Annotated in this window: 17 protein-coding genes and 3 tRNA genes; 9 read left to right on the forward strand and 11 right to left on the reverse strand. The window is 64.7% G+C overall.

The window, feature by feature from the left end; genetic code table 11:
• The 8 genes from FVD38_RS12485 to FVD38_RS12520 form a co-directional block, all read right to left on the reverse strand.
• Positions 1-288, reverse strand: a 288-nt coding sequence (locus FVD38_RS12485; RefSeq protein WP_229493619.1) for a GTP-binding protein, incomplete at its 3' end; no start/stop codon positions are given.
• Positions 289-374: 86 nt separating this feature from the next.
• Positions 375-449 (reverse strand) — tRNA-Thr (locus FVD38_RS12490).
• A 33-nt stretch (positions 450-482) separates the two neighbouring features.
• Positions 483-556 (reverse strand) — tRNA-Gly (locus tag FVD38_RS12495).
• A gap of 38 nt (positions 557-594) precedes the next feature.
• A tRNA-Tyr gene (locus FVD38_RS12500) sits at positions 595-679 on the reverse strand.
• Positions 680-1000: 321 nt separating this feature from the next.
• Complete coding sequence (locus FVD38_RS12505) at positions 1001-2545, reverse strand: HDOD domain-containing protein (protein WP_147935112.1); 1545 nt, start codon at positions 2543-2545, stop codon at positions 1001-1003.
• A 14-nt stretch (positions 2546-2559) separates the two neighbouring features.
• Positions 2560-4206, reverse strand: a complete 1647-nt coding sequence (locus FVD38_RS12510) for a tetratricopeptide repeat-containing response regulator (RefSeq protein ID WP_147935113.1) — start codon at positions 4204-4206, stop codon at positions 2560-2562.
• Between the two features lie 165 nt (positions 4207-4371).
• Positions 4372-5334, reverse strand: coding sequence for a J domain-containing protein (locus tag FVD38_RS12515; RefSeq protein WP_147935114.1), 963 nt, complete (start codon positions 5332-5334; stop codon positions 4372-4374).
• Between the two features lie 132 nt (positions 5335-5466).
• Positions 5467-6615: a class I SAM-dependent methyltransferase gene (locus FVD38_RS12520; protein WP_147935115.1), complete on the reverse strand. Its 1149-nt coding sequence runs from the start codon at positions 6613-6615 to the stop codon at positions 5467-5469.
• A gap of 57 nt (positions 6616-6672) precedes the next feature.
• Here FVD38_RS12520 and FVD38_RS12525 point away from each other — a divergent pair, with 57 nt between their 5' ends.
• The 9 genes from FVD38_RS12525 to FVD38_RS12565 all read left to right on the forward strand — a co-directional run bounded on the left by FVD38_RS12525 (position 6673) and on the right by FVD38_RS12565 (position 14350).
• The gene (locus FVD38_RS12525) at positions 6673-7470 is read left to right on the forward strand and encodes an SDR family oxidoreductase (RefSeq protein ID WP_183407413.1); all 798 of its coding nucleotides are present in this window, start codon (positions 6673-6675) and stop codon (positions 7468-7470) included.
• A gap of 9 nt (positions 7471-7479) precedes the next feature.
• On the forward strand, positions 7480-7878 hold the full coding sequence (locus FVD38_RS12530; RefSeq protein ID WP_147935116.1) for a dihydroneopterin aldolase: 399 nt from the start codon (positions 7480-7482) through the stop codon (positions 7876-7878).
• Positions 7875-8822, forward strand: coding sequence for a tRNA 2-thiocytidine(32) synthetase TtcA (gene ttcA, locus FVD38_RS12535; protein ID WP_123069481.1), 948 nt, complete (start codon positions 7875-7877; stop codon positions 8820-8822). Before FVD38_RS12530 ends, ttcA begins: the two co-directional genes overlap by 4 nt.
• A 78-nt stretch (positions 8823-8900) precedes the next feature.
• Positions 8901-9602, forward strand: a complete 702-nt coding sequence (locus tag FVD38_RS12540; RefSeq protein ID WP_147935117.1) for a 2'-5' RNA ligase family protein — start codon at positions 8901-8903, stop codon at positions 9600-9602.
• Between the two features lie 176 nt (positions 9603-9778).
• Entirely contained in the window at positions 9779-10489 is a 711-nt protein-coding gene (locus FVD38_RS12545) for a hypothetical protein (RefSeq protein WP_147935118.1), read from the forward strand.
• Between the two features lie 12 nt (positions 10490-10501).
• Positions 10502-10975, forward strand: a complete 474-nt coding sequence (locus tag FVD38_RS12550; protein WP_147935119.1) for a hypothetical protein — start codon at positions 10502-10504, stop codon at positions 10973-10975.
• A 206-nt stretch (positions 10976-11181) separates the two neighbouring features.
• Positions 11182-12393 (forward strand): acetyltransferase domain-containing protein, encoded by a 1212-nt coding sequence (locus tag FVD38_RS12555; protein ID WP_147935120.1) that lies wholly within the window; start codon positions 11182-11184, stop codon positions 12391-12393.
• A 70-nt stretch (positions 12394-12463) separates the two neighbouring features.
• Positions 12464-12997 (forward strand): SixA phosphatase family protein, encoded by a 534-nt coding sequence (locus tag FVD38_RS12560; RefSeq protein WP_229493621.1) that lies wholly within the window; start codon positions 12464-12466, stop codon positions 12995-12997.
• Between the two features lie 138 nt (positions 12998-13135).
• Entirely contained in the window at positions 13136-14350 is a 1215-nt protein-coding gene (locus FVD38_RS12565; protein ID WP_147935121.1) for a helix-turn-helix transcriptional regulator, read from the forward strand.
• A gap of 14 nt (positions 14351-14364) precedes the next feature.
• Here the strand turns inward: FVD38_RS12565 and FVD38_RS12570 are convergent, their stop codons facing one another.
• The 3 genes from FVD38_RS12570 to FVD38_RS12580 all read right to left on the reverse strand — a co-directional run bounded on the left by FVD38_RS12570 (position 14365) and on the right by FVD38_RS12580 (position 21637).
• On the reverse strand, positions 14365-16134 hold the full coding sequence (locus tag FVD38_RS12570) for a M14 family metallopeptidase (RefSeq protein ID WP_147935122.1): 1770 nt from the start codon (positions 16132-16134) through the stop codon (positions 14365-14367).
• Between the two features lie 133 nt (positions 16135-16267).
• On the reverse strand, positions 16268-17893 hold the full coding sequence (locus FVD38_RS12575) for a S41 family peptidase (protein ID WP_147935123.1): 1626 nt from the start codon (positions 17891-17893) through the stop codon (positions 16268-16270).
• A gap of 144 nt (positions 17894-18037) precedes the next feature.
• Positions 18038-21637 carry an indolepyruvate ferredoxin oxidoreductase family protein gene (locus FVD38_RS12580; protein ID WP_229493623.1) on the reverse strand — a complete coding sequence of 1200 codons (3600 nt, stop codon included), beginning with the start codon at positions 21635-21637 and terminating at the stop codon, positions 18038-18040.
• Positions 21638-21691 lie beyond the last annotated feature (54 nt).

Consider the following 21691-nt stretch of genomic DNA (forward strand, 5'->3'; position numbering starts at 1 on the left):
AGCACCGGTAATCATGTTCTTGATGTAGTCGGCGTGGCCTGGGCAGTCAACGTGCGCGTAGTGACGGTTTTCGGTCTCGTACTCGACGTGTGCGGTGTTGATGGTGATGCCGCGTGCTTTTTCTTCTGGTGCCGCGTCGATCTGGTCGTAGGCCTTGGCTTCGCCGCCGAATTTCTTCGACAGGACGGTAGCGATTGCAGCCGTCAGGGTGGTTTTACCGTGGTCAACGTGACCGATGGTGCCGACGTTGACGTGCGGCTTGGTCCGTTCGAATTTACCTTTTGCCATTTCAGACTCCTAAGATCTAACGATATATTTGGGGATTACCAGGCACACCTGACGGACGAGTGCAACGCGACTGCCGTACGAAATTCTGGTGCCCTTGACGTGGATTGAACACGTGGCCTCTCCCTTACCAAGGGAGTGCTCTACCACTGAGCTACAAGGGCTGATTTTTGCGATGTAGAAACCACCGCACTAACTGGAGCGGGTGAAGGGAATCGAACCCTCGTCGTAAGCTTGGAAGGCTTCTGCTCTACCATTGAGCTACACCCGCGAGGTACAACTTCAAATCCGACTTCACGATCTTCTTTTTGGTGGTGGGGGCTGGATTCGAACCAGCGTACTCAGAGAGGGCAGATTTACAGTCTGCTGCCTTTAACCACTCGGCCACCCCACCGCGAAGAACCGCAGAGTATGAAGCAAGCTCAACGTACTGTCAATCAGACTGCGGTAGAAACTTTTTCCACTTCGCCTGACAGCGTTGCTTCGGGGCGTGATTGTAACGGTCGGACTGTAAAGCTGCAAGGGTGATTTTGCCAAGTGCGAAAAAATCTTTATGAACTGATTTGAAATTGGCTCGTTGGCACATCAGCACAGCTTATCAACGTCGTTCCCGCGGAGGCGGGAACCCAAGTTTTCATGCGTATTGCTGCGGCGGAGAGAAGCGCTATCGGGGCGCGGCGGACTTGGGTTCCCGCCTGCGCGGGAACGACGTTGATTAAGTCTGGGGGTTATTCGCTCCCTGCGGCGCCAGCGCCGCCAGCACTTGCGCCTTGAGCGCCTTGATCAGCGCCGTCTCGTCCGGCGCCACGCCCTCGGGCGCGGTGAAGATGCGGTCGGCGTAGATCAGGCCTACCCTGGCCTTGCCGACCACCAGCGGCAGCACGATGAAACTCTCGGCGTCCGGCAGCAGGGTCTTGTACCAGGCCGGCAGCAGGTCGCGGATCTTGGGGCTGAAGGCGTCCGCGATCATCATATCGGCGTCGTTCTCCAGCGCCAGGTGAAACACGTCGCGCGTAAAGGCGCAGGGGAAAACGAAGCCGTCCTGCAGGTCGACGCTGCCCTCGCCCAGCGACACCCGGGCGCGGAACTGTTTTGTGCGCACATCGCGCAGGCACACGGTGGCGAAGCGGAAACCCAGCGCGCCGTACAGGGTCTCGAGCACGGCCATGATCACGTCGTTGACGCCGGCGCCGGACCCGCCCAGCAGGGTCACGTCCTGCACGCCCGCCAGCAGCAGGTCGCGCGCATTCTTGGGCTTGCCGCTGGGGTAGAACTCGCCTTCGTCGTCCTCGCCCGCGTCCAGGGTGGCCAGCGCCAGCACGTTCGGCAGGCTGCTGGCGGCCTTCGGATCGTGCTTCGGCGCGCGCTCCAGGTTCATGCTCTGCAGCATGCCGTTCATGCCTTCCTGCACCTCGTCGTACAGCGCCACCATGGCCGGATGGTCGACGCCCAGCGCCGCGCCATAGCGCGCGATGAGCTCCTGGGTCTCGGGCGCGGCGGCCGGATCGTGGTGGCGGCCCATCAGGCGCGCCACGTCGCGGCTGAACGCGGCCACCTGCCGCATCCATTGGTCCCGGTCGGGCGCGGCCTCGAGCGGCCCCGGCGGCAGCGCCGCCTGGGCCTGCACGATCAAGCCCGGCATCTGCCACTCGCGCAAGATCGCCTCTGACAGGGTCTCGAAGCTGCAGCCCAGGATCAGTTGCGCAGCCTGGCTGGGGGTGTGCTTGCCGGCCGCCACGATCGCAGCGATTTCGCGGTAGCGCTCCGGTTCGTGACTGGCCAGCAGCAGCGCGCCCAGGTTCTTGAACAGTGCGCAGATCGCCGCTTCCTCGGCGCCGGGGATCGGACTGTGGCGCGCCAGCTCGCGGCCGACCAGGCTGGCGCACAGGGCGGCTTCGAGTTCCACCCGCACGCCGTGCTCGGCGGTGTCGAGCGCATCGACCAGCAGCATCGCCAGTGCGGCGGCGCGCACATTGTCGAAGCCGAGCAGGGAAATGGCGCGCGAGATTGTCGTCACCGGCGTGCCGGACAGGGTGCGGTACTGGACCGTGTTGGACAGGCGCAGGATGCGCTGGGTGAGTGCGACGTCGGACACCACGTAATACGCGAGGTCGGCCGTGCCCAGGTCGTCGCTATAACCCATGCCGATCACATGCATGATGGCGCCGCCCAGGGTGAACATGCGTTCGGTGCCGCTGAGCTTGCGCATCAGGGCGGGTCGCACGCGGCGCGGGGCGCCGTCCTGGGAGATGTCGGTCATGGCGCCCTATCCGCTCAGCCGGCCTTGCGCAGCGGCGCGGCCGCGTGCGCGCCCTGCTTGTACTGTTTCAGCACCTGCTGGTGCAGCGCCGCCAGCGCCGGCAGCTTGGGATTGAGCGCGTCGAGCTTGCGCACATTGCCGATCAGGCCCGGCACCTGGGCGCCGAGGCGGTTGTCCCAGCCCTCGTGCTCGAGGCAGCGCAGCGCCGCCAGCGCGGCATTGAAGGCCACCGCCGGATTGCTCGGCAACTTGGTTGCCGCTTCCAGCATCAGCCGCACCGCGCCCTGGTAGTCGCCGCTCTTGGCGCGCGCGGCGCCGCCGGCGACCAGGTCGACCACCTGCTGGCGGCTCTGCTGGGCCAGCGTCTGCGCCAGCTCACCCTTGCCGGCCTGCTCCAGCACGCCCATGGCGCGCGTGACCATGGCATCGCTCGAGGAATTGCTCATCACCTCGCGCACGATCTCGGAAGCGCCTTCTTCGCGGCCATTGTCGATGCAGGTGCGCGCCAGCTCGAGCTTGAGGTCGGCCGACAGGTTGGGCGCATCCTTGGCTGACGCCAGGGCCGTGCCCAGCGCTTCGCCCAGGCGCTGCTCGTTGCCGGTGTATTCATGCACCAGGGCCGAGGCGATCGCACTGCACAGCGGGGTGTTGGCGCGCCCGCCCATCGAGCGGTCGAGGTCGCGCACCACGGCGGCGGCCCCCACGGGATCGCCCTTGTGGACCAGCGCCCGCACCAGCTTGACGTGGTCCTCGGGGTCGCGGAATTCGGAATATTTCGCCTTGCTCACCACCTGGCGCAGGGCTTTTTCGGCGGTGTCGATGTCGCCCGCCTCGAAGGCGGTGTCGGCCAGGGTGCGCAGGCGCCGCACGGCATGCGGCGACACCGCCACCGCGTCGCTCAGCACCGTCTGCGATTTCTGCAATTCGCCGACCGCCGCGTGGGTGCGCGCCAGCCAGTCGTAGGCATCGACGAAGTTGCGGTTGGTGTCGACCAGGTCTTCCAGGATGTCGCGCGCCTCGGTGAATTGCTTGCGCACGAACAGGGTCTTGGCCAGGCCAAGCCGGGCCCAGGCGATCGCCTTGATCTCGACCAGGTGGCGATAGATCGGCTCGGCCTGGTCGGCCTGGCCCAGGAACATGTGCAGCTCGGCGCGCAGGCGCAGGAAGTCGACCGCGTAGCGCGGGTGCAGGCGCTGGCCTTCGATGCAGGCAGCGATCGCCTCCTCCTGGTCGCCCGCCTCCATCAGGTTGTACACCGGCAGGAAGGCATTGCGCTTGTCGAGGGCACGCCCGATGCGCTCGAGCAGGCGGTCGGCGGTGAACGGCTTGAGGATGTAGTCGGTCGGCGCCAGCTCGGCGGCGCTGACCACCTTGCTGTGGTTGCCTTCGGCCGTGACCATGAAGAACATGGTGGCCAGCTGCATCAGCTTGTGGTGGCGCAGGTCTTCCAGCAATTGCTGGCCATCCTGGCCGCCTTCCAGGTCGTATTCGCACAGGATCATGTCGAACTGGCGCAGGCCCAGGTGTTTCACGGCCTGGTTGGAGGTGCTGGCGTGCTCGATCCGGGTCAGGCCGCACAGCGTGAGCATGCTATGGATGCTGGCCCGCATCCCCGCGTGGGGCTCGATGATCAGGGCCGTCAGGCCTTCCAGTTCGTTCATATTGGTCCGTATGAGCCTGCGTTGGGCGTGGCGCCGCGGCTGCATGGGCACGCGGCATCGGCCAGTATATTACGGCGCGGAACGAAAATAATGAAATCGGGTAAGGTGCTGACACGAGAAAGTGTCAGTACGCCGAAAAAACGACAGGTAGGTGGGGCTACGGGATTACTGGATGTCGGCCGCGGCCTGGCGCAGGGCCGTATGGCGGCTGTCGCATTCGGACTTGCTGGCGCCGTCGACCACGTTCTGGTAACGCACTTCGTACTTGCCGGCGGCCAGCTTGTCGAAAGTAAAATTCGAGCGCTGCTGGACGAAGGCGTGCCTGACGTTGGCGCGGCGGTCGAGGTCGTACAGCTTGACGAAAACCGGCGCCGCGTTGGCGCTGTTGTCGATCACGACCTGCATCTCTGCCCCCTCGTTGCCGACCGGGTAGCCGGGCACATAGGAAGACTCGAGCGGCCACGGATCGCCGCTGGGCGACGCCAGGGTCTGCAGGTCGGTACTGCAGTCGGGCGCGCGGGCCGGTACCGCCAGCTGGGTGACGGCGAGCGCGCGCACCGCAGGCGGCGGGCCCTTGGCGCCATCCGGACCGATGCGGCGGGCCCAGTCGTCACTGCTGGCGTCGGCGCCCAGGGCATCGGGACGGCCGGTCTTGACGGGGTCTGGCTGGGCGATGCCGCCCCAGGCCAGCGCGCTGGGAATGATGTCAGGCTGTTGTTCGATCGTCAGCACGGCGACGACGGCGCCGGCCACGAAGCAACTCGACATGCCCAGCCACCAGCGCGGATCGCGCCACAGGCGCTTGCGGCGCGGCTTGGGCGGCGGCTGCGCATCCCATTGTTCGCCATTCTTGCGCGGCTGGCCTTCCTTGGCGTTCGAGCTTTCCAGCCACTCGACTTCCCATTCCTCGGCCGCGATCCATTCGTCGTGTTCCTTGCGGCGGACGGGATCGGACAGGACGTTGTAGGCGGTATTGACGACCGCCATGATGCGGGCGGACTTTTCGTCGCCCGGATTCTTGTCAGGGTGATACTTCTGGCTCAGGGCCTTGTAGGATGCACGAATGACTTCCTGGGGCGCATGACGCGACACCTTCAGGTTGTCATAATGTGTGTGAATCTTGGCCATGATCTGTCAAGTCTACCCGCTTCTACCCTGCGCGTTCTGTCTGTCCTCGGCCGAAGCCCGTCATGTGACGAGACGCGGGAATATCTCACAGCTTAGCCGGATTTGTGTCCGCTGTGCAAGATATCATAAAGTCTACAAGCGATGGCTGCGGTCCGCATGCACGATTGCATCCGGCAATTCTATGTCCTGTCCGACCACCAGGACCTTGAACAATTCGCCCATTTCAGCAGGAGAAACCAGCTTTTGCACGGCCCGCGACTGCGGCAGGAAATGCTTGGCGTCCTCGGGGTCGTTTTCCAGCAACAGTTCGCCGATTCCGGCGCCGAGCAGGAAGGCGGCCTGGCTCATATAGGCCAGCACCGGCAGGCCCGCATCCTGGGACGCCAACGCCATCGCCGTGAAATCGACGTGGGCCGTGATGTCTTGCAGGCCGGGCAAATAAAAAGGATCCGGGTGCGCATGGTGGCGGTAATGGCACATCAAGGTGCCGCCGATGCGCTGGTCGAGGTAATACTCGTGGGCCGGGAAACCGTAGTCGAACAGGATGGCGGCGCCGCGGCCGCCGGCGAACATCGCTGCCAGCGAACGCATGAAGCCGGCGCCGACCGGGTGCAGTTCGGTAACATAGCCCCCGATCATCTGTTCGTGGTCAGGCACTTGGCGCGCCAGCTGGTCGGCCAGTTCATCGCCGAGCGGCGCCTGGACGAAGGCGAAGGCGCCGTCCTCGACCGTGACCATTTGCCGGCGCCAGCCGTCGCCGGTGCGGATTACCAGCTCGACCGGCATGGCGTCGAGCACCTCGTTGGCCAGCACCACGCCGCTGAACCGCTCCGGCATGGCGTCCAGCCAGCGCATCTGCGGCAGGTCGGCCAGGTTGGCCTGCTGGCGCGCGCGCAATTCGCCGGACAGTTCGATGATGGTATAGGAGCGCACCTCGACACCCTGCCTGGCCAGCTCGGCCAGGACGTCGCGCGCCAGGCGGCCGGTGCCGGCGCCGAACTCGATGATGTCGGGCGCGCTTTGGGCGATAATAGCGGCTGCCACGCGCGCCACGGCCGCCCCGAACAGCGGCGTCATCTCGGGCGCGGTGGTGAAATCGCCGCTCGCGCCGAGCTTGGCTGCGCCGCCGCTGTAATACCCGAGCCTGGGCGCGTACAGCGCCAGTTCCATGAACCGAGAGAACGCGATCGCGCCGCCGTGCCGTTCGATGTCGGCGGCGATCAGCTGTTGCAGGGAATGGGACGCGGCCAGGGCGTCGGTATCGGGTGCGGGCAGGGACATGCCGGCATTGTAGCCAGAATAGCTTTTATCAACAATTTGCAGCCTTCAACCATGTCAATGACGGATAGCCCTTCGATTTCCCTGCCCCGGGTCGCGCTCGTGACCGGCGCCGGCCGCCGCCTGGGCCGCGCGATCGCGCTCGGCCTGGCCCAGGCCGGCTGGGACCTCGCCCTGCACTACCGCCATTCCGAGAGCGACGCGATCGCGACCCGCGACGCCATCCTGGCGCTCGGCCGGCGCGCCACGCTGCTGCAATGCGACCTGTCCGACGAGGCGGCGGTGCGCCAGCTGGTCGGCCAGGCCAGCGCCGCGCTGGGGCCGCTGTCCTGCATCGTCAATAACGCTTCGTTGTTTGAATACGACAGCGCCACCGCCTTCTCCTGGGAGCTGCTCAACACCCATATGCAGGCGAACGTGGCCGCGCCGGTGCTGCTGGCGCAGGAACTGCACGCCGCCACCCCGGACGGGCGGCAGGCCGTCGTGGTCAACTTGCTGGACCAGAAACTGTACAATCTCAACCCGGATTTTCTGTCGTACACATTGTCGAAGGCGGCCCTGCACACGGCGACCACGATGCTGGCCCAGGCGCTGGCGCCGAAGGTGCGCGTGGTCGGCGTCGCCCCCGGCATCACGATGGTCTCGGGCGACCAGAGCGAGCAAGGCTTCGCCGCGGCGCACCAGATGACGCCGCTGCAGCGGTCCTCGACCCCGCAGGACATCGCCGACGCCGTGGTCTACGCCGCGACGGCGCGCGCGCTGACCGGCACCACCCTGCTGGTCGATGGCGGCCAGCACCTGATGCCCTCGCAGCGCGACGTGATGTTCCTGACCGAACCGAATAACTCCACCAAATAAGGCTATCCCATGTTGTCCGCCCTGTCCCACCCGAGCTTGCGCGATTGCCGCCGGCTGTTCCTGCGCAATTACGAAGTGATGATCAATATCGGCGTGCACGATTTCGAGAAGAAGGGCGAGCAGCGTGTCCTGATCAACGTCGAGCTGTACATTCCGCTGGAGCTGTCGACGCCGAAGGCCGACCAGCTGGCAGAAGTCGTCGACTACGATTTCATGCGCGAGACCATCGCCCGCCGCATCGCCAAAGGCCACATCCACCTGCAGGAAACGCTGTGCGACGACGTGGTGGCCGCCATGCTGACCCACCCGCGCGTGCGCGCCGCCGGCGTGTCGACCATGAAGCCGGACGTCTATCCGGATTGCGAAGGCGTCGGCGTCGAAGTATTCAGGATCAAGGAAGCAGCATGAACGAGACGGTGATTGAACGCGTCGTCGAAGACGACTTCCCGACCGCCGAGGCCGGCATCGACGCGAAGAAGCAAGAGAAGATCGCGCGCGAGGACCACAAGCTGCACAAGCGCCTGTGCCGCCTGGTGGGCCAGGCGATCGGCGACTTCAATATGATCGAGGACGGCGACAAGGTGATGGTCTGCCTGTCGGGCGGCAAGGACAGCTACGCCCTGCTCGACATCCTGCTCACCTTGCGCGAGCGCGCGCCGATCCACTTCGACATCGTCGCGGTCAACCTCGACCAGAAGCAGCCGAACTTCCCGGCGCATATCCTTCCGGCCTACCTGGACAAGCTCGGCGTGCCCTATCACATCGAAAACCAGGACACCTACAGCATCGTCAAGCGCCTGGTCCCGGAAGGCAAGACCACCTGCTCGCTGTGCTCGCGCCTGCGGCGCGGCATCCTGTACCGCGTGGCCGACGAGCTCGGCTGCAACAAGATCGCCCTGGGCCACCACCGCGACGACATCCTCGAGACCTTCTTCCTGAACATGTTCTTTGGCGGGAAGCTGAAGGGCATGCCGGCCAAGCTGGTGTCGGATGACGGCAAGCACATGGTGATCCGTCCGATGGCCTATGTGAAGGAAGCCGATACCGAGCGCTACGCCGAAGTGAAGGGTTTCCCGATCATCCCGTGCGACCTGTGCGGCTCGCAGGAAAACCTGCAGCGCAAGCAAATCAAGAACATGCTGCGCGAGTGGGAAAAGAAGCATCCGGGCCGGGTCGAGAATATCTTCTCGTCGCTGTCGACCGTGGTGCCGTCGCATTTGCAGGATCGTGGGATGTTCGACTTCGTCGGACTCAAGACCGATGGCGTGCCGAATCCACTGGGCGATATCGCGTTCGACGAGGAGCCGTGTTCGACGCCGGTGGCGAATACGATTTCGTTGACGCAGCTCTGACGGCCGCGTATGGATGAAAGCAGAGGCCGGGCCTCTGCTTTTTTTTCGTCCTCTTTTTTGTACCGATTGTGCGAAGCGATGACCGACAGCTCTGGCAGCCTGCAAGAACATTACGACACGATGTGGGAACACGCCTTCGGCGCGATCGCGCACGGGGACGTCGACTGCGATACGCGGCTTGCGGCCGGTCCCGATCCGCGCCGCGGCATCAGCCTGATCGCGCGTCCCTGCCCATCGCTGCAGGCGCGCTTCGACGGCCTGCTGGACCGCCTGGCGGGCGCCGAACCGCGGCAGTATCGCTATCCGGCAGCCGATATGCACATGACGATCCTGTCGCTGCTGACCGCCGGCGCCGGCGTCGCCATCCACCCGGCGCTGGTGGACGACTATCTGGCCGCAGCCAAGGCTGCGGTGGACGGCATCGAGGCGATCGAGATCGACTTCGGCGGCATCGCGCTGTCGCGCGGCGCGGTGATGGCGCGCGGTGTCCCGCGCGGACCATCGCTGGAAATCTTGCGCGAGCGCCTGAGGACAGCACTGCGCGAACGGGGCCTCGACGCTGCGCTCGACCGCCGCTATCGCTTGGTGACCGCGCATATGACGCTGTTTCGTTTTACCGAACCCTTGCGGGATGCGGCGCGTTTTGCCGCCCTGCTCGACGAGATGTGCGACGAGCCGCTGGGCATCATGCGCATCGAGAAGGCCGAACTGGTGGTCAATGACTGGTATATGTCCAGCCAGTCGCTGGTCCGGGTGGCGGCCTTGCCGCTGCGCGCATGACATTGGACTGCAGGTTCCATGCAGGCCGCAGACAGGCAAGGTCTGCAGGGGCGCCCCTCTCCCCATTTTTCGGCCTGCTCGGTAGGCAATTGCTGGCAACCTAAGCTGACAAAGCGCAATTTGCTGAAAATGGGTTTCGCTACCCTTCATAGCACTCAGGTCAAACAGGATGCGACATGGCTGCGGCAGAAAAAAGTAGTGCGGACCAAATTGCTTTCGAAAATGCTGTCAAAGCGCTGGAGGCCCAAATCGCGAATGCAGGCGTCCATATGACTATCGACTCGGGTACACGGCTGGCATATGCCAGCGAGGTCAGAAAAATGGCTGACCAGTTACGCCATGATGCGACAACAGGCAAAATCACTTGGGCGAATGCTGCCAGACAAGCGCAAGAGACACGCAATCTCATCATGGAAATCAGCCGCATGCGGAGCACGCCAATCGGTCGCTCCGTTGCGCAGAAAATTAAGCCTGGCGGAATTTTGCTCGACGAGCTTGTCGCTCTTCACATGCAACGCCTGCACGGCGAAAACGCAGTGTTTTCGAGCCTCTCGGCCTCGCAGAAGAATAGAATCTATTCAGCCGTCGTTATATCGGCTGGAAAGTCGAATCCGGGCGTTTCCAACGCAATGTCACGTCTTTCCCACGCAGGCAGAGGCCTTCTATTCCTTTCTCTCAGCGTTTCCGTGTACAACATTACGACATCTCAGGACAAGAGTACGGCTGCCGTCAAGGAGTTGACGATCACGGGAGCAGGTATTGGTGGCGGCATCGCCGGTGGCGCTCTGGCGGGCCTTGCATGCGGCCCTGCATCGCCAGTCTGTGTGACATTGGGCGCATTCGTCGGCGGCGCAATGAGCGCCTTCGGCATGGGATTTATCTGGTAAAGACGATTACCGATGATGCGACGCCTTCCGCCATCCAATGTGTCACTCCTTTTGGAGACCCCTTCTTCTGAAAAGACGCTCGCTCGCAGCAAGATCATCATCGATGGCCGCGACACCGGTCGGGTCGTCAACGGCGAAATCCTCGAGGCTGCGGTGCAGTGGGCCAACCATCACCTGCTCTTCATTACCGACAACACGCCTTTCGAAGAGTATTTGCGCATTTACCTTCTGGACGCCCAATGGAGGATCGTCGACTGCGCCGCTCTGGGGGCGATGTATTCGACAGGAGTGTTTTCCGATCTTGAACTGGTCCGTCCGAACACCCTCCACTTCAGGTTCTTTGGCGGCATTACCTGGACACTTGAGCTACTGGACCACGACGTGATATCCCTTCCTTTTTCAGATCCGAGGGGTGTATCCCGGCTATTCAGCTTTCGCAAGCGCTTCAGGATTTACGGCGAACCTCTTCCGGACATCGAAGCCTGAGTTTTTGCTGGGTCTATGCGCGCCAAAGCGTGTTGAGCGCATACGGTCGACAGTGTGGGCCGGTGAATTCACGCTCGACCTTGTCGTCGCTACCGAGTTCCAGGATCCGCCCTTACCCGCCTTCAATGATTAACGATAATGAAGTATCATTATCACTGAAAATGATCAGGCGACGTGTATGCGGACGTCAAGACAAAAGGACTCCGATGAAACAAGCCACCTCCAACGTGTTCGATCAAGCAGTGCCCATCACCCCGGTAGAGCAAGCCGCCGTCAATCGACGTCGCCTGCAGAGCCTGGACGCGCTTCGCGGCTTCGTGATGGTCATCATGTTGCTCGACCACATTCGTGAAAACTGGTACCTGTACATGAACGTGCCGGACCCGGTGAATCCGGTGACCGTGGAACCGGTCATGTTCTTCATCCGTATCGTCACCAATTTGTGCGCCCCGGTGTTCGTCGCCCTGACCGGGCTCGGCGCCTACCTGTATGGCCAGAATCATACCCGGGCCGAGACCGCCGCCTACCTGGTCAAGCGCGGCCTGCTCCTGATGGCGATCGACGTCACCCTGCTCACCTTCGCCTGGACGGTCAAGCTGCCGATGACGTTCTGGCTCCAGGTGATCTGGGCGATCGGCGCGTGCATGATTGCGCTGGCCGCCCTGATCTACCTGCCGAAGAAACTGCTGCTGGCGCTGGGCCTCTTGATCGTGGCCGGCCACAATCTGCTCGACGGCATTCGCCTGCTACCGGGTGAGCCCGGGTTCGTGGCGTGGGCGCTGCTGCACCAGCGCGACATGATCGCGTTGCCGTTCGGCGCCTTCGCCAGGACCTCGTATCCGGTGCTGCCGTGGATCGGCGTGATCGTGCTCGGCTACCTGCTCGGCGGCTGGTACGAACGCGATCAAAGCAGCGCTGCGGACAGCGGCCGGCGTGTACGGCGCCTGCTGGCACTGGGATTCGGCATGCTGGCGGCATTCGTCGTGCTGCGCGCGCTGAACGTGTATGGCGACAAGCCGTGGGTGGCGGGCGACTCCGCGCTGCACACGATCATGGGCTTCATCGCGCTGACGAAGTATCCGCCGTCGCTCCTGTTCCTGCTGCAAACGCTGGGCGTGGGCGCGATCCTGCTGGCCTTGTTCGAACGCTGGGAAGGCCATCCGTGGCTGAACGCGCTGGCGGTGTTCGGCGGCGCGCCGATGTTCTTCTACATCCTGCACATCTACGTGCTGCGCGCGCTGTACCACGTCGCCTTCATGATCTGGGGACCGACCCACGGCGTGAGCTTCGGGCTGGATAACGTCAACTGGCTCTGGCTATGGTACGCGGTGCTGCTGCCGGTGCTGTATGTGCCAACCGCATGGTACTCGCGCCTGAAGGCGCGCCGGCGCGACATCACCTGGCTCAAGTATTTCTAGAGCACTACAAGGGGTCAAGAACGCCAGGGTCGTGCTAGGCTTGCTCTGAATTTACTTTCCAGGGAACCGCATGCCATTGCCCTCGATCCAGCCTGCGCGCCTGCTACGCAATCTATCCCTCGCCCTCGCCGTGCTGGTGCCCGGCATGGCCTTCGCCGAGCCTAGCGCGATCTACCTCGTCCGCCACGGCGAAAAAGCCAGCATCGGCAAGGACCCTGCGCTCACGCCGCAAGGCCGGCTGCGCGCGCAAAACATCGCGACGATCCTGCACCGCAGCGGCATCGAGGCCATCTTCAGCACGCCGACCGCGCGCACGCTGCAGACCGCGCAGCCGCTAGCCCGGCAATTGGGGCTGCAGGTCGAGCAGTACGACCCGGCCACGCCAAAAGCGCTGGTCGACAAGGTGAAGGGGCTGCGCGGCCCGGTGCTGGTGGTCGGTCACTCGAACACGCTGCCGGAACTGGTGCGCCTGTTCGGCGGTGAGCCCGGCCTCGATATCGGGGACGACGAATACGAGCGCCTCTACCAGCTCACGTCGGACGCCGGCGGCGCGGTCAGGACGGTCGTCCTGAGCTCGCTGCCCGCGTCCGCCGGCACGCCCTGAGTGGCAATTGCGGCGTTCTGACAATAACGAGTGTCTTACGTTTTCCACAATTAATAATTGTCTCAAAATTGTATCGACGAAGAATCGAATGCCCGATAGCATTGGTAATTATGCAAAACAAGTGTCGGGAGAGGAATTGTGGACCTGTCGCAGGCGCGCTTCGACCGCATCGTCAATCTCATCTACGACACGCTCGATAACCGGGGCGCCTGGCGCTGCATGCTCGACAGCCTGCATGAGGCGATCGGCGGGCGCGCCGTCCACATGCTGGCCTTCGACGGCGAGCGCGGCGCGCTGTCGTACAGCGACGGCGCCGCCATGGCGCCGCAGATCGACCTCGAATACATCCAGAAATACCAGTTCATCGACCCGCGGGTGGGCGTGCTACGCCAACAGTCCACGGGCGACTGGCTGCACTGCCATGAGCACTTCGACGATGGTTTCGCCGCCAGCCACCCCTTCTACCAGGAATTCCTGATCCCGCATGGGGCGCGCTATGTGTCGGCCTGCAAGCTGGTCGATACGCCGGAGGCGACCGTCATCTTCTCCTGCCTGCGCAGCAGCGGCGAGGGCCCGCTGCCGGCGGACGCCCTGGCCTTCCTCGACCGCCTGCGCCCACACATGGAGCGCGCGGTGCGCATGGGCCTGGCCCAGTTCGTGTACTCGACCCAGGCGCTGGTGGGCCATGCGCTGGTCGACAAGCTGCGCCAGCCGGTGATGCTTCTGACCGCGACCGGCGATGTGGTATTGGCCAACGCTGCGGCGCGCAGCCTGCTCGCGTCCACCAGCCTGGTGCAGGTGGTCAATGGCAAGCTGGTGCTGCCGCAGCGCTACCGCACATCCTTCCTGATGCAGTGCGGCGAGCTGGAAACCCGCGTGCGCAACGCCGTCGCGCAGGGCAAGCCCGACGACAAGGAATCGCGCGCGCTGCACATGCGCAGCGAAGCCGCCTCAGGCGCGGCAGCCGATGCGCTGTATGCCTTCTTCACGATGCTGGTCCCCGAGCACACGCTCGGCAGCTTCGGCCTGCGGCCGCTGGTGATGCTGTTCTTCTACCACCCGACCTCAGTCCAGGTGATCGATTCGGCCCTGCTCACCGCCGCCTTTGGCCTGTCGTACGCCGAATGCAGGATCGCGTCGATGCTGGCCGACGGCGTGCCGCTCAAGACCATCGCCGACCTGCTCGGCGTGCAGTACGACACGGTGCGCAAGCAACTGCTGTCGATCTACCAGAAGACCGCGACCAACCGCCAGCCCGAGCTGGTGCGGCTGTTGATGAACTTGCCGGCGTCAACGCTGCAGCGCGCGCTCAAGGACGGCGGCAGCCGGCGCCTCGAGGGAGACGGCGCCTGACTGGGAGCCCTGCGTCAGGGCGCGACGTTCGCGCGCAGCACCGGATACAGGTTCAGGCGCTCGTCATACGACGAATGGCGCTTGGCGAAGAATTCCAGGCGCGCTTGCGGGTTCTTCGCGAAGGCCGGATCGCTGTCGAGGCGCTCCTGGAAGGCCTTGGCCACGCTTGGGTCGGCCGCCATCTGCTCGCGCGCGACTTCCTCGGCCACGTAGTCTTCCATGTATTCCTTGCGCTCGAAGGCCGTGTTGAACGTGCCCCAGGCCAGCAGCGAATCCGGCGCCTGCGGCTCCAGCATCGCCACCACCAGGCGCGCCTTCGGCTGCGCGATCGGCACGAACAGCGCGCCTTGCGCAATCGAGCGCTGCTCCGGCTTCCATTTGCCTTCGACGGTCAGGCGCTGGTGGCCTTCGACCGAAGCGGCGGCCTGGGTTGCCTTGTCGGCGCGGAAGGTCTCGGCCTCATAGCGCTCGACAGTTTTGTCCAGGGTGCGGAACTCGACGCCGTGCTGGCGCAGCTTCTCGCCCACGATCGCGGCATAGGCGGCCGGCACGATATAGCCGGCGCGCGGCGCGGTGATCTGGAAATCGGCCACGATGTCCTGCCACAGCGGCACGCGCCACACTTGCGGCTTGGTTTCATCGTAGCGCGTCATCAGTGCGCCCGAGACTTCCGACGGCGTGCGGGTGTAGGCGTAGCCGTTAAAGTTGACCATCTCCTTCTTGTCGCTGGCCTTGTACGACAGCGCCACCGGCTGGTTGCCCAGCTTCGCGGCGCGCGCATCGGCCGCATACGCGGCCTGCTGCCATCCCTTGCCGTTCTTCGCCACCTGGTCGAGCACCGACACCACGGTGTTGCGGGTGATGCGCACACGCACCGGGTATTCCTTCCACGAGTGGGTTTCCACCAGCATCGCCATGCGGTTGCGCAGCTGGAAGTAGCCGGTCGAGAAGCGCGGATCGGACACGCTGTCCATGAAGCCCGACATCGGATCGTCATGCTTCACGAACGACATGTAATACGACTGCGGCGTCGAGCCTTCCTTGGCGATGTCCTTGATCACGTTGGTGCGCAGCGCCAGACCGGCCTTGCGGAATTCCGGGTCGCCCGAATACACCGGCTCGACCTGGATCGAGATATCGTGCTGGAACTTGGCGCCGTTGGTCGCGTGCAGGTCGACATAGACCAGCGGATCCCAGGCGTTCACCAGCGCCAGCATGGCCTGCATCTCGGGCGCGTCGGCCTTCAGGTAATCGCGGTTCAGGTTGTAGTTCTGGGCGGTGGTGCGCCAGCCCATCTCGACCGGGCCGCGCTGGTTCGGGCGGTTCCACTTGCCGAAGCGCTCGTGGCCGTCGACGTTGAACACCGGGACGAAGATGAACACTTGCTTGTCGAGCGCGCCCTTGGCCGCGCGGCCTTCGAGCGCTTCGCGCAGCGCCATGAAGCCGGCATCCTTGCCGTCGATCTCGCCGGCATGGATGCCGCCCTGCATCAGGGTCACGGGAAGGCCCGCCTGCTTTGCTGCCTGCGGCGTGAACACGCCCTTGCCGTTCACGACCAGCGCCTTCATCGGACGGCCTTCTGGCGTGATGCCGAAATCGATGCACTGCACCTGCTTCGGATACGCCTGCTGGAACGCGGCGCACAGCGCGATCGTCTCGTCGTAGCGGCCGGTGGCGGTGAAGCCCGAGCGTTCCGACACGGTGCTCAGGTCGGGTGCGGCGTGGACGGATTGGCTGAGGGGAATGGCCGACAACAGGGCCAGCAGTAACGCAGAACGGATCATCGACAAGCTCCGGCAGGGACTAGGTAAGGAAGCCGACGATTATAGACGTGTTCTTAGCGCAACAGTTCAAGCTTGGAAACACGACGGGCGGACAGCATACGACGCTGCCCGCCCGTCAATACAGCCATGCCGCTCAGCGCGGCGGCGCGCCCGGCGTGGTATGGATCGAGATCTCCTTGACCTCCGGCCGCACGATCCGCATCGGCACGACGCGTGCTCGCGCCGTGGTCGACGCAGGACAAGCGCCGTTCGCGCGATAAGCCAGGGCGGTAGCCAGCAAGCCTTCGTTCTGGTCGCCCACCGGCCGCGACAGGTCGTCGCTCGCCTGGCAGGTAGGCGTGAAGCCGTCGGTGAAGTCGCCGAAGCCCTTGTTGTTCACGCCCTGGAACTCGATCGAGAAATACGTCGTGCCGCAGTTCGGCACTGGCGTGAATCCGTAAGGCTTGCCGCAGGTGGTGCCGCCGATCTGGATCACTTCGATGTCGGCGCCGCGCAGGCCGTTGATCACCGATTCGCTGGCCGAGCAGGTGCCCGGCGTGCTGAGCACGGTTACCCGTTTCAGGCCCAGGCTGGGCAGCGGCGTGCCGGAGCGCAGCGGATTGCTGGAGGCGAAGCCCCAGGCGCTGGAACGGAACATGATCGGCTGGTAGGCGGGCGTCTTGTCGTTGTAGCTGGAGCGCTCGAACACCTTGCCGCTGGTTGCCGCCGGGCCGGCGATCATATAGGCCAGCTGGCTGGCGACGTACAGCAGTCCGCCGCCGTTGTAGCGCACGTCCAGCACCAGGTCGTTGATGCCGGCCCGCTGGAAGGTGACGAAGGCGTCGTACAGCTGTTTCTCGGACACGGCGTTGAAGCTGTCGAAGGTCAGGTAGCCGACCTTGCCGCTGGCGGTCTCGATCACCTTGACGTTCTTCACCGGCGCCAGCACCACCTCGGCCCCGGCCAGGGTCGCGTCGAAGGCCACGCCGGCGCGCTGCAGGGTGAAGCGGTGGGTCTCGCCGGCCGCGGCGGGGAACAGGCCGGCATTGATCCGGTCGACCGAGGCTTCGTCCTCGGCATTGACGAAGTCGACGCCATCGACCTTGAGCAGCATGTCGCCGCGCAGCAGGCCGGCCGCGGCGGCGGGCGAATCCGGCTCGACCGCCGTGATCAGCCAGGTGCGCGGCGCCAGGCCGTCGGCGTTGCGGCTCCAGGTGACGCCATAGCCCAGGTCGATGCCCTGGGTCTGCATCGCATCCCACTCGGCGGTCGCATAGGTGAAGTGATAGCGGTCCTTCGGCTTGCCGGTGGCGGTCAATGCCGGCGTCTTGAGCACGTCGAAGTAGTCGAGCGCGCTCGTGAAGTCGGCCATCTTGTAGGTGTTCGGGATTTCGTTGTACCAGAGGTAGTACTGGTTGGCCCAGGCGCGCAGGAATTTCAGTTCGTCGAGCAGGGTGCCCTGCACGTCCGGATACGGCTTGCCGCTCGCATCCAGGCCCGTGCGCGGGACGGCGCATTTGTTCCAGTAGCTGCCGTAGGCGTCGCCCAGCAGGTTCGGATTCAGGTCTTCCGGCGTCGGCGGGGTGGCGACCGGTGGCGGCGGGACCGGCGTCGGTGTCGGCGTCGGCGTCGGCGCCGGCTCTTGCGCTACCGGCGGAGGCGCACCGACGCTCGGCGAACCGCCGCCACCGCCGCAACCGGCGAGGACGAGCAGCGCGGCGAGCGTGCTGGAAATCAAACGCAGAGGAGAGGTATTGCGGAAGGTAGATGGCGTGCTCATGCGTCCGATTATAGACGCCGATATCCGGGCCGAATACAACCAACTGTAACGGTTGAGGCCAGGGCACAACGAACGATATCAAGGGAACAATCGTTGACGCCGCTTAAAACGCGTGGACGGTTTCCCCGTCCACGCGTCCACGGATCAAGCCGCCCGTGGCGTCACATCCGGCGCATGGAAGGCCGCCACCAGTGCCGCCTCTTTCTCCCTGGCCGCCTTCAGGTGACGCTCCTTCACGTGACCATAGCCGCGGATGTCTTCCGGAATGCTGGCGATCGCCACCGCCTGCGCCAGCTTGTCCACCGTCAGCTTCGGCAGCAAGGCGGTCACCGTTTCGCGGTATTGCCCGATCAGGGCGCGCTCCATCTTGCGCTCGGCCGTGTAGCCGAACACGTCGAAGGCGGTGCCGCGCAAGCCCTTGAACTTCGCCAGCACGCCGAAGGCGCTCATCATCCACGGGCCGTACTCGCGCTTGATGGCGCGGCCTTCCTTGTCGTGCTTGGCCATCAGGGGCGGCGCCAGGTGGAACTTCAGTTTGGTGTCGCCTTCGAACATGGCGCCGATCTTCTCGCGGAAGGCCGGATCGGTATGCAGGCGCGCGACCTCGTACTCGTCCTTGTAGGCCATCAGCTTATAAAAGTAGCGCGCCACGGCTTCGGTCAGGCGCGTGCCCTTGCCGAGCTGCTCTTCCTGCGCGCGCACCTGGTCGACGAAGGCCTTGTACTGGCCGGCATAGGCCGCGTCCTGGTAAGCGGTGAGCAGTTCGATGCGGCGGCTGACGAGGTCGTCCAGGGTCTGGATGCGCTTGAACTCAACCACCTTCGATGGCAGGGCGGCACGGCTGACCGCGGCCAGGTCGTGCGCGGCGCTGCGGCCCCAGTTGAAGGCGGCTTTGTTGAAGGCGACCGACACGCCATTGAGTTCGATCGCCTTGAGCAGCGAGCTTTCCATTAGCGGCACGTGGCCCTTCTGGAAGGCGTAGCCGAGCATGAACATATTGGTGGCGATGGTGTCGCCCATCAGGGCGGTGGCGATCTGGCCGGCGTCGATGAAGTCGACGTTGTCCTTGCCGCAAGCCTGCTGGATGGCGCCGCGCGAACCTTCGGCCGGGAATTGCCAGTCGGGGTTCTTGACGAAGGCCGCAGTGGTGGCGCCGCTGGCGTTGACCGCGGCCCAGGTACGGCCCTCGCCCATGCGGCTCAGCGCATCGCGGCTGGCGGTGACGATCTGGTCGCAGCCGATCACCAGGTCGGCGCTGCCGGTGCCGACGCGGGTCGAGTGCAAATCTGCCTGACGTTCGGCCAGGCGCACGTGCGACATCACCGGACCGCCCTTCTGGGCCAGGCCGCTCTGGTCGAGCACGATCGCGCCCTTGCCTTCGACGTGGGCCGCCACGGCCAGGATCTGGCCCACGGTGACGACGCCGGTGCCGCCGACGCCGGCGACCAGGATGCCATACGGCGTCTCGACCGACGGAATGGCCGGCATCGGCAAGACAGGCGGCGCCGCTTCGGACGTCGTCGTTTTCTTCGGCTTCTTAAGCCCTCCGCCTTCGACGGTGACGAAGCTCGGGCAGAAGCCCGACACGCACGAGTAATCCTTGTTGCACGAGGACTGGTTGATCTGGCGCTTGCGGCCCAGTTCGGTTTCCAGCGGCTCGACCGACAGGCAGTTCGACTGCACCGAGCAGTCGCCGCAGCCTTCGCACACGGCCTCGTTGATCACGACGCGCTTGGCCGGGTCGGGGAACTCGCCCTTCTTGCGACGGCGGCGCTTCTCGGACGCGCAGGTCTGGTCGTAGATCACGGCCGACACGCCCGGCATCTCGCGCAGCTCGCGCTGCACGTCCATCAGCTCGGAGCGGTGGCGCACCGTGGTGCCCGGCGCCCAGGCGTAGTCGCTCGGGTATTTATCGGGTTCGTCGGTGACGACGATGATCGGCGTGACGCCTTCGGCCGCGATCTGGCGACTGATCATGCCCGGGTCGAGCGGGCCGTCGACGTTCTGGCCGCCCGTCATCGCGACCGCGTCGTTGTAGAGAATCTTGTAGGTGATGTTGACCTTGGCCGCCACCGCGGCGCGGATCGCCAGGATCCCCGAGTGGAAGTACGTCCCGTCGCCCAGGTTCACGAACACGTGTTTCTCGTCGGTGAACGGCGACTGGCCGATCCAGGTCGTGCCTTCCGCGCCCATATGGGTGAAGGTCGACGTTTCGCGGTCCATCCACAGCACCATGTAATGGCAGCCGATGCCGGCCATGGCGCGCGAGCCTTCCGGCACCTTGGTCGAGCTATTGTGCGGGCAGCCCGAGCAGAAGTAGGGAATGCGGTCGGTCTGCGGATTCGGTTTCGCCGGAATGCTCTTGAGCACCAACTCCTTCGCTTCCAGGAAGGCGATGCGTTCCTTGACCCGCTCGGCCACCGGATGGCCGGCGCAGTAGTGCGAGATGCGCGAGGCGATGGCGCGCGCGATCTGCGCCGGATTGAGCTCGTACGTCGCCGGCAGCAGCCAGTCGCCGTGGCCCATGCGGTTCTTGTTGCTCCATTCGCCGGTATCGTCGAACTTGCCGACCACGCGCGGACGCTCGCCGTCCGGCAGGTTGTACAGCTCTTCCTTGAGCGCGTATTCCATCACCTGGCGCTTTTCTTCGACCACCAGGATCTCTTCGAGGCCGCGCGCGAATTCGTGCACGCCTTCGGCCTCGAGCGGCCAGGTCATGCCGACCTTGTACAGGCGCAGGCCGATGTCGCGCGCCGCCTGCTCGTCGATGCCGAGGTCGGCCAGCGCCTGGCGCGTGTCGAGGTAGCTCTTGCCGGCGGTGATGATGCCGATCTTCGGCTGCGGGCTGTCCCAGATGATACGGTTGAGCTTGTTCGCGCGGGCATAGGCCAGCGCGGCATACCATTTGTGGTTGCTCATCCGCACTTCCTGGTCCAGCACGGCGTCCGGCCAGCGGATGTTCAGGCCATCCGGCGGCAGCTGGAAGTCGGTCGGGGTAACGATCTGCACCCGGTCCGGGTCGAGGTCGACCACGGCGCCCGATTCGATGATGTCGGTCACGCACTTCATCGACACCCACAGGCCGGTATAGCGGCTCATGGCCCAGGCGTGCAGGCCGAAGTCGAGGTATTCCTGGACCGAGGACGGGTACAGCACCGGGATGCCGCAGTGGGTCAGGATGTGGTCGGACTGGTGCGCGGTGGAGGACGACTTGGCCGCATGGTCGTCGCCGGCCAGCACCAGCACGCCGCCATGCTGCGAGGAGCCGGCGTTGTTGCCGTGCTTGAACACGTCGCCGCAGCGGTCGACGCCCGGGCCCTTGCCGTACCACATGGAGAACACGCCGTCGTACTTCGCGTCCTTGTAGAGATTGGTCTGCTGGGTGCCCCAGACGGCCGTGGCCGCCAGGTCTTCGTTCATCCCGGGATGGAACTTGACGTGGTGGGCGTCGAGGTGTTTCTTCGCCTTCATCGCGGTCTGGTCGACGGCGGTGACGGGCGAACCGCGGTAGCCGGTGATGTAGCCTGCGGTGTTCAAGCCGGCCTTCAGGTCGCGCTCGCGCTGCAGCATCGGCAGGCGGATCAGGGCCTGGGTGCCGGTCATGAAGGCGCGGCCGCGCTCGAGCGTCCATTTGTCGTCGAGCGTGATGTCGTGTTGCGGCTGATCGGGCTGCGCGGGCTGCGAAGGCGCGAGCGGGGATGGCTCCAGCGGCGCCAGGTGGGCGCGGTCCGTGGGTGCGTTCATGGTGTCTCCAAGATTCTCATGGCGGATACGTCGCGGCGCATTTCCTGCATCTCG

It is taken from the genome of Massilia arenae, from assembly GCF_008014745.1.
GTDB classification, from domain to species: Bacteria; Pseudomonadota; Gammaproteobacteria; order Burkholderiales; family Burkholderiaceae_D; genus Telluria; species Telluria arenae.